This window comes from Acinetobacter stercoris, assembly GCF_900323515.1.
GTDB classification, from domain to species: domain Bacteria; phylum Pseudomonadota; class Gammaproteobacteria; order Pseudomonadales; family Moraxellaceae; genus Acinetobacter; species Acinetobacter stercoris.
In genome coordinates this window covers 1-6,261 of the sequence record NZ_OOGT01000222.1, presented here as the reverse complement: position 1 = coordinate 6,261, position 6,261 = coordinate 1, and the positions used below count along the sequence as shown (strand labels likewise).

Here is a 6,261-nt window from a genome sequence, read left to right as displayed (position 1 = left end):
ATATTATTGATTATACTCAGTCCCATTTTACTTTTGAAGAAAGTCTACAAGAAGAAGCTAAATACAAATATTGTGTCCCACATAAAAAAGTTCATGATTTATTTATAAAAAGAATAGAAAAATATAAAGAACAATTCGAAAATGGAATATCAATAGAAAAAGATTTACATGAAGTACTATCCAAATGGTTAATTAACCATATCCAGCATGATGATGCAGATTATGTTGGCGCAGTAAAAGAAAACATGATTGGAATAATACAAAAAAATGAAGAAAAAAAAGGAAAAGGTTGGTTTAGACGTTTCTTTTCTTAGACTAAATAATAATAAAAAAGGAATAAAAATAATAAAAACATCTATAAGAATAAAATATAAAAAAGAATAAGTATTCTAGACTCAGCGCAGCAAATCATCAGAACTGGTGATTTGCTTCTTCTTTTTCAGTACAGGTATGAACATAAATTTTATCGTGATATTTCTGCAATATGTTAAGTATAGCCTTTGATTTTCCAGATGGACAAAGGCAAAATAGCTCAAGCTCAAGATTCATATCTGGAAGACGTTATGCAGAATAATTCGATGTCACGATGGTTATCACCTCTGATGGCATTTTGCGTTTCATTTCTTATTATTGTAACGCTTGCATCAAGTGTAGGTATCCAAATTGATCGCCAACTTGATTTCTGGTTGCTTTGGTTAGGTACAATGCTAATTTTGGCACTTCCTGTTGTGTATCTGGAAGTTGCTCTTGCCAAGCGTACAAAAACATCGGCACTCAATGCTTTATCAAGTTTGACCCGTGATGCAGATGCTTCGCAAAAATGGCGCATTGCAGGATGGCTTGCGGTTATTTTTATTCCTTTTTTGTCTGGCGCGATGCTATCCAATATTGGTGGTTTACTCATCGCTCAGACAGGTCTGGCATTGAATGGTCAGTTACTGTTTATTGTACTCGCGGTCATTGCTTTTGGTCTTTCTTTTCTTCCCCGTCAAATTTTAGTATTACTCAGTGCTGTTGGAGTTATTGTATCTTTAATTCTCTCAAATGTTTTTGGGACGGCTCTGCAACCATGGCATGTCACTTCTATAGAATTTAGAGAGTGGGGGAATGCGACAGTCTTGGCTTTGGTTGCAAGTGGTCTAGGTATGGGATTGTATTGGCAAACTTTATTTGCTCAGCAACAAGAGAGTGCTAGTAGATCTGCATTACCGGTTTGGATTGCGCAATTAGTTGCGGTAGTGGCGTTTGGTTTTTTTGCTGTATCAAACCAGATACCTGCGTACACTACGACTTTTGCTACTGTTGTTGTGACAGCTCTATTAATTCAGTTAGCACGTGAACAATTGGTCCAACGTCAGATTTCAGTCATCATACAGTTTACAGTGTTATTGGTTGCACTATTGATCTGGGCGATACCTGATGTTGCACATATTTTTAATATTGTTCTTATGCTCTGGGGCTTGGTGATTTGTCTAATTTATTCAATTTTTGTTGGATGGATTATGAAGATTAGTCATTTACGTAAGGCAATGAATTTTAGTAGTGAAGCCATTTATAATCTATGGCGGATTGCTGTTCGCATTATTTTACCGTTGTCTATAGTTGTGGCAATGGTTTCAGTCATTGGGCAATTCCTCTAATGAGTGAGCTAACTAAAGTCTGGGTTGCCTATGTGACAGAGACTGAGCAATTTGTCTTGAGTGTTGCATTTCAGGAAAATATGACTGTTGCAGATGCCATTGAGTTAAGTGGTATAAGAAAGTTAAGTTCTTTGCCTGAACCATTAATATGTGGAATTTTTGGGGTAAAAGTTAAGGATCTTGATGTACTGGTTCATGCCGGAGATCGGGTCGAAATTTACAGACCATTGACAATTAATCCTAAGGATATTCGCCGTAATCGTGCCAGGAATAATCCTGTGGGGCGATACTGTAGAGGCAATCGTTTTAAACAATTGAAACAATAGAAAAAACCCCTCAATGAGGGGTTTCTTTTTATATTAAAGTGACTATAGTGGTGGCGCATTTAAGATCGCTTCTTTGGAAGCTGGAAGGCCTGGTTGAGAGTCAGGAATGGTTTCTAAGCCTTCAATTTTGTTGACTACACCTGTATTATCAAAGAAAATCTTTAAATGCTGACCATGTGCAGCAGGAATCTTGGCTTTTTTAGCATAAGTTCCTGGGATATAATTGTAGATGTAATCCCAACGATACGGGTTCATAGGATCTGTAATTGTTGGACTACCAAGCAAAAAGCGAACTTGTTGATAATTCATTCCTACTTGAATTTTTGATGCTTGAGCTTTGGTTAGAGGTGTACCTTGTGGAATGTCTACTTTATAGACCCCAAAAACGGAACATCCGCCAAGTAGTAAAGTGACAAATAAGGTCAGCATGATTTTTTGCATTTTGCTACACTATCCCAATTAATTATTGATGCAATTGATCTAGGGATAGATCATACTGCATCTCAACATTATTGCATATTCCAACTTAAAATTTGTTGAGAGACCATTTTACATGCCTATTTCAAATCAAGATTTACGTAAAGCTGGACTGAAAGTAACACTTCCACGAATCAAGATTTTGGAATTATTAGAAAATTCAAGACAACACCACTTGAGCGCGGAAGACATTTATAAAACATTACTAGAACAAGGTGAAGATGTTGGTCTAGCAACAGTGTACCGCGTGTTAACGCAATTTGAGGCAGCTGGCATTATTCAGCGCCATCATTTCGAAAATAATCACTCAGTTTTCGAAATTATGCAAGAAGATCATCATGATCATCTTGTTTGTCAAAATTGCAACAAAGTGATTGAATTCACTAATGATTTAATCGAACATGAACAGCACGTTGTAGCTGAAAAACACGGTTTTACTTTAACAGGTCATTCATTGAATTTGTATGGCTATTGCAATGATCCTGACTGTCAGGAAGCATTACGTAAAAAATAAAACCTACATAAATACAACAAATTAATCAGGGAGACAGGTCGTCTCCCTGATTTTATGATGATCGGTCAAAACTTAAATTCTGGTCAAATCTCTTTAATCCATCCTGATCCTTGTCCGATAATTTGATGTTTAATCTTAGATCATTTGCTGAATCTGCATGTAATAGTGCATTTTCATAGCTAATACGTCCTGATTTGTAAAGCTCATAAAGTGCTTGATCGAATGTTTGCATCCCGAGTTCACGAGAGCGTTGCATGAGTTCTTTAATTTCATGAATTTGTCCTTTGCGGATGAGGTCTGAAACTAAAGGCGAATTAATCATGACTTCTACAGCCACCGCTTGGGAATTTTGATCTTTGGTTGGTATGAGTTGCTGTGCAATCATTGCTTTTAAATTTAGCGATAGATCCATATACAATTGTTGATGACGCTCACTATCAAAAAAATGGATAATGCGATCTAGCGCCTGATTGGCATTGTTGGCATGTAATGTCGCTAAAACTAGATGACCTGTTTCAGCAAAAGCAATTGCATAGTCCATTGTCTCACGAGTACGTATTTCTCCGATCAAGATAACATCAGGTGCTTGCCTAAGTGTGTTTTTAAGCGCAACTTCATAAGAAGCTGTATCAATTCCGACTTCCCTTTGTGTGATGATGCATCCAGCATGTTCGTGTATAAACTCAATAGGATCTTCAATCGTGACAATATGCCCACTCGAGTTTTGATTGCGGTATCCTAGCATGGAGGCAATTGTTGTTGATTTACCTGTACCTGTTCCTCCAACTAAAATGATGATTCCTCGTTTGGTCATCACCAGTTCTTTGAGAATCTGGGGAATTTTTAATTCTTCCATGCCAGGAATTTTATTTTCGATACGCCTTAAAACCAAACCAGGCATATCCCTCTGTTGAAATGCACTGACCCTAAAACGGGTAGACTGGTCTTTATTGGTAATTGCGAAATTGCATTCATGTGTATTATAAAATTCTTGACGCTGTTGATCAGTCATGATGCTTTGAAGAATCTGATGCACCATATTGCCAGTTAATTTAGTCTTTGTGACAGGTAAAATTTGTTTGTTAATCTTGAGTGATGGCTCAACCCCTGCTGTGATAAATAAATCAGATGCTTTCTTTTCGATCATTAAATCAAGAAGTTGGTAAAAATCCATAGTTATTCACCCTGATATCTTAAAGAAAGGATTCTGGCTGTTTGGCAAAGTTACGAGCAGTTTGGGAGTGTATGATTCCTTTAGAAACCAGTGTTTTCAAACTTTGATCAAGTGTGGTCATGCCGTAACTTGCACCTGTCTGAATGGCTGAATACATTTGAGCGACTTTGTTTTCACGAATCAGATTGCGAATAGCAGGAATACCGATGAGAATCTCATGTGCTGCTACACGTCCTCCATTTGGTTTTTTTAATAAGACTTGGGAAATAACAGCTTGTAATGACTCCGAAAGCATGGTTCTCACCATATCTTTTTCTTCGGCGGGAAATACATCAATAATTCGGTCAATGGTCTTGGCTGCAGAGCTGGTATGTAATGTCCCAAATACCAGATGTCCTGTTTCTGCTGCAGTAAGGGCCAAACGAATAGTTTCAAGATCTCGTAATTCTCCAACAAGTATAATGTCAGGATCTTCACGTAAAGCAGATCTGAGAGCTTCATTAAAGCCTAGGGTGTCTTTATGTACTTCGCGTTGATTGATTAGACACTTTTTTGATTGATGAACAAATTCAATCGGATCTTCAACGGTAAGAATATGTTCATAACGGTGCTCATTGATAAAATCAAGCATAGCGGCCAAAGTCGTAGACTTTCCTGAACCTGTTGGTCCTGTGACCAGTACTAGCCCTCGTGGATAATCACAGATATTTTTAAATATTGTGCCAAAGCCTAAATCTTCTAGTGTCAGTACTTTGGATGGAATTGTCCGGAATACAGCGCCTGCACCGCGATTTTGATTAAAAGCATTGACACGGAAGCGAGCTAAGCTAGGGACTTCAAAGGAAAAATCAGTTTCTAAAAATGCTTCATAATCTCTGCGCTGTTTATCATTCATGATGTCATAAATCAGCTTATGGACATCTTTATGCTCCATTGCAGGAAGATTGATGCGCCTGACTTCACCATCAACTCGAATCATGGGCGGCATGCCCGCAGATAGGTGTAAATCAGAAGCCCCATTTTGTACTGTAAAAGCCAAAAGCTCAGTAATATTCATGTTTTCCCCAAAATAAACAAAAAATATAATTATTTTGTAGAATAATAAGACTTTCCCCATGACTTACCAAGTTAAACTCATGGTTGAATAGAAAAAAGTTTTTGTAAATGAGAACCTTGTCAATGAATCAGCTCAAAGATGCGCGCCAAAATGTTTTAAATGAAATCAAAACAGCATGTTCACATGCAAAGCGTGATGAAAACTCTGTGCAACTTTTAGCAGTATCTAAAACACATCCAAGTGAAATACTGGCAGAAATGTATGCCACGGGACAAAAAAGTTTTGGGGAAAATTATTTACAAGAGGCATTAGAAAAAATTGAGACATTGAAAAATCTGGATATTGAATGGCACTTTATCGGGCATGTACAACGTAATAAAACTAAACATTTAGCAGAAAAATTTGCATGGGTACATGGGGTAGACCGCTTAATTATTGCAGAGCGATTATCAAATCAGCGAAGCTCACAGCAAGAACCGTTAAATATATGCCTGCAAGTCAATATTGATGCACAAGAGAGTAAAGATGGTTGTGATCCTGGTGAGGTTGCAGGTCTCGTCAAAGTCATTAGCCAATTACCAAATATAAAGCTTCGCGGAATTATGGTGATCCCGGCAGCAGATAATCCGGCAGCATTTGTCGATGCCAAGCAATTGTTTGATCAGGTTAAAATTCAGCATGCACATCCTGAGGATTGGGATACTTTAAGTATGGGAATGTCGGCAGATATGAGTGCTGCAATTGCAGCAGGTTCAACGATGGTACGTGTGGGGACAGCATTATTCGGTGCGCGTGATTATGGCTAGACTGACTTGATCGCTTATCCTGATTGTGGTTCTAGCCTTTATAATGCATATTATATTGGTTAGATCCAATACAGCGAAATGCTTTTGCTTTTTGGTTTTTTATGGCCGATCTATACTTTTTATAAAAAATATATATTATTTAATGAGTTGGTTAGGGTGAAATCTAAATCAGGCTTTAAAGTTGTAATTTGGTTTTGTAAAACAATTGATATGTTTTAAAACTCATTAAGTACTTAAAATTATTCCAAAACATGATCAGTTTATAAA

Annotated in this window: 8 protein-coding genes; 5 read left to right on the top strand and 3 right to left on the bottom strand. The window is 37.3% G+C overall.

Annotation, left to right across the window (positions count from 1 at the left end):
* The 3 genes from KPC_RS17015 to KPC_RS17005 form a co-directional block, all read left to right on the top strand.
* Positions 1–314, top strand: a 314-nt coding sequence (locus tag KPC_RS17015; RefSeq protein ID WP_121975541.1) for a bacteriohemerythrin, incomplete at its 5' end; no start/stop codon positions are given.
* Between the two features lie 264 nt (positions 315–578).
* Positions 579–1,640 (top strand): SLC5/6 family protein, encoded by a 1,062-nt coding sequence (locus KPC_RS17010; protein WP_121975542.1) that lies wholly within the window; start codon positions 579–581, stop codon positions 1,638–1,640.
* Positions 1,640–1,966 carry an RnfH family protein gene (locus KPC_RS17005; RefSeq protein WP_121975540.1) on the top strand — a complete coding sequence of 109 codons (327 nt, stop codon included), beginning with the start codon at positions 1,640–1,642 and terminating at the stop codon, positions 1,964–1,966. The genes KPC_RS17010 and KPC_RS17005 overlap by 1 nt, the downstream gene beginning before the upstream one ends.
* 42 nt (positions 1,967–2,008) lie before the next feature.
* Here KPC_RS17005 and KPC_RS17000 read toward each other — a convergent pair whose 3' ends face one another.
* Entirely contained in the window at positions 2,009–2,407 is a 399-nt protein-coding gene (locus tag KPC_RS17000) for an outer membrane protein assembly factor BamE (RefSeq protein ID WP_121975539.1), read from the bottom strand.
* 112 nt (positions 2,408–2,519) lie between these two features.
* Between KPC_RS17000 and fur the strand changes: the two genes are divergently transcribed.
* Positions 2,520–2,957 carry a ferric iron uptake transcriptional regulator gene (gene fur / locus KPC_RS16995; protein ID WP_121975538.1) on the top strand — a complete coding sequence of 146 codons (438 nt, stop codon included), beginning with the start codon at positions 2,520–2,522 and terminating at the stop codon, positions 2,955–2,957.
* A gap of 52 nt (positions 2,958–3,009) precedes the next feature.
* On the opposite strand, the gene KPC_RS16990 is transcribed toward fur, so the two are convergent.
* Both KPC_RS16990 and KPC_RS16985 read right to left on the bottom strand, forming a co-directional pair.
* Entirely contained in the window at positions 3,010–4,131 is a 1,122-nt protein-coding gene (locus tag KPC_RS16990) for a PilT/PilU family type 4a pilus ATPase (protein ID WP_121975537.1), read from the bottom strand.
* A gap of 19 nt (positions 4,132–4,150) precedes the next feature.
* Positions 4,151–5,188, bottom strand: a complete 1,038-nt coding sequence (locus KPC_RS16985) for a type IV pilus twitching motility protein PilT (protein WP_121975536.1) — start codon at positions 5,186–5,188, stop codon at positions 4,151–4,153.
* A 122-nt stretch (positions 5,189–5,310) separates the two neighbouring features.
* Here KPC_RS16985 and KPC_RS16980 point away from each other — a divergent pair, with 122 nt between their 5' ends.
* Entirely contained in the window at positions 5,311–5,994 is a 684-nt protein-coding gene (locus tag KPC_RS16980; RefSeq protein ID WP_121975535.1) for a YggS family pyridoxal phosphate-dependent enzyme, read from the top strand.
* The last annotated feature ends 267 nt before the right edge of the window (positions 5,995–6,261 follow it).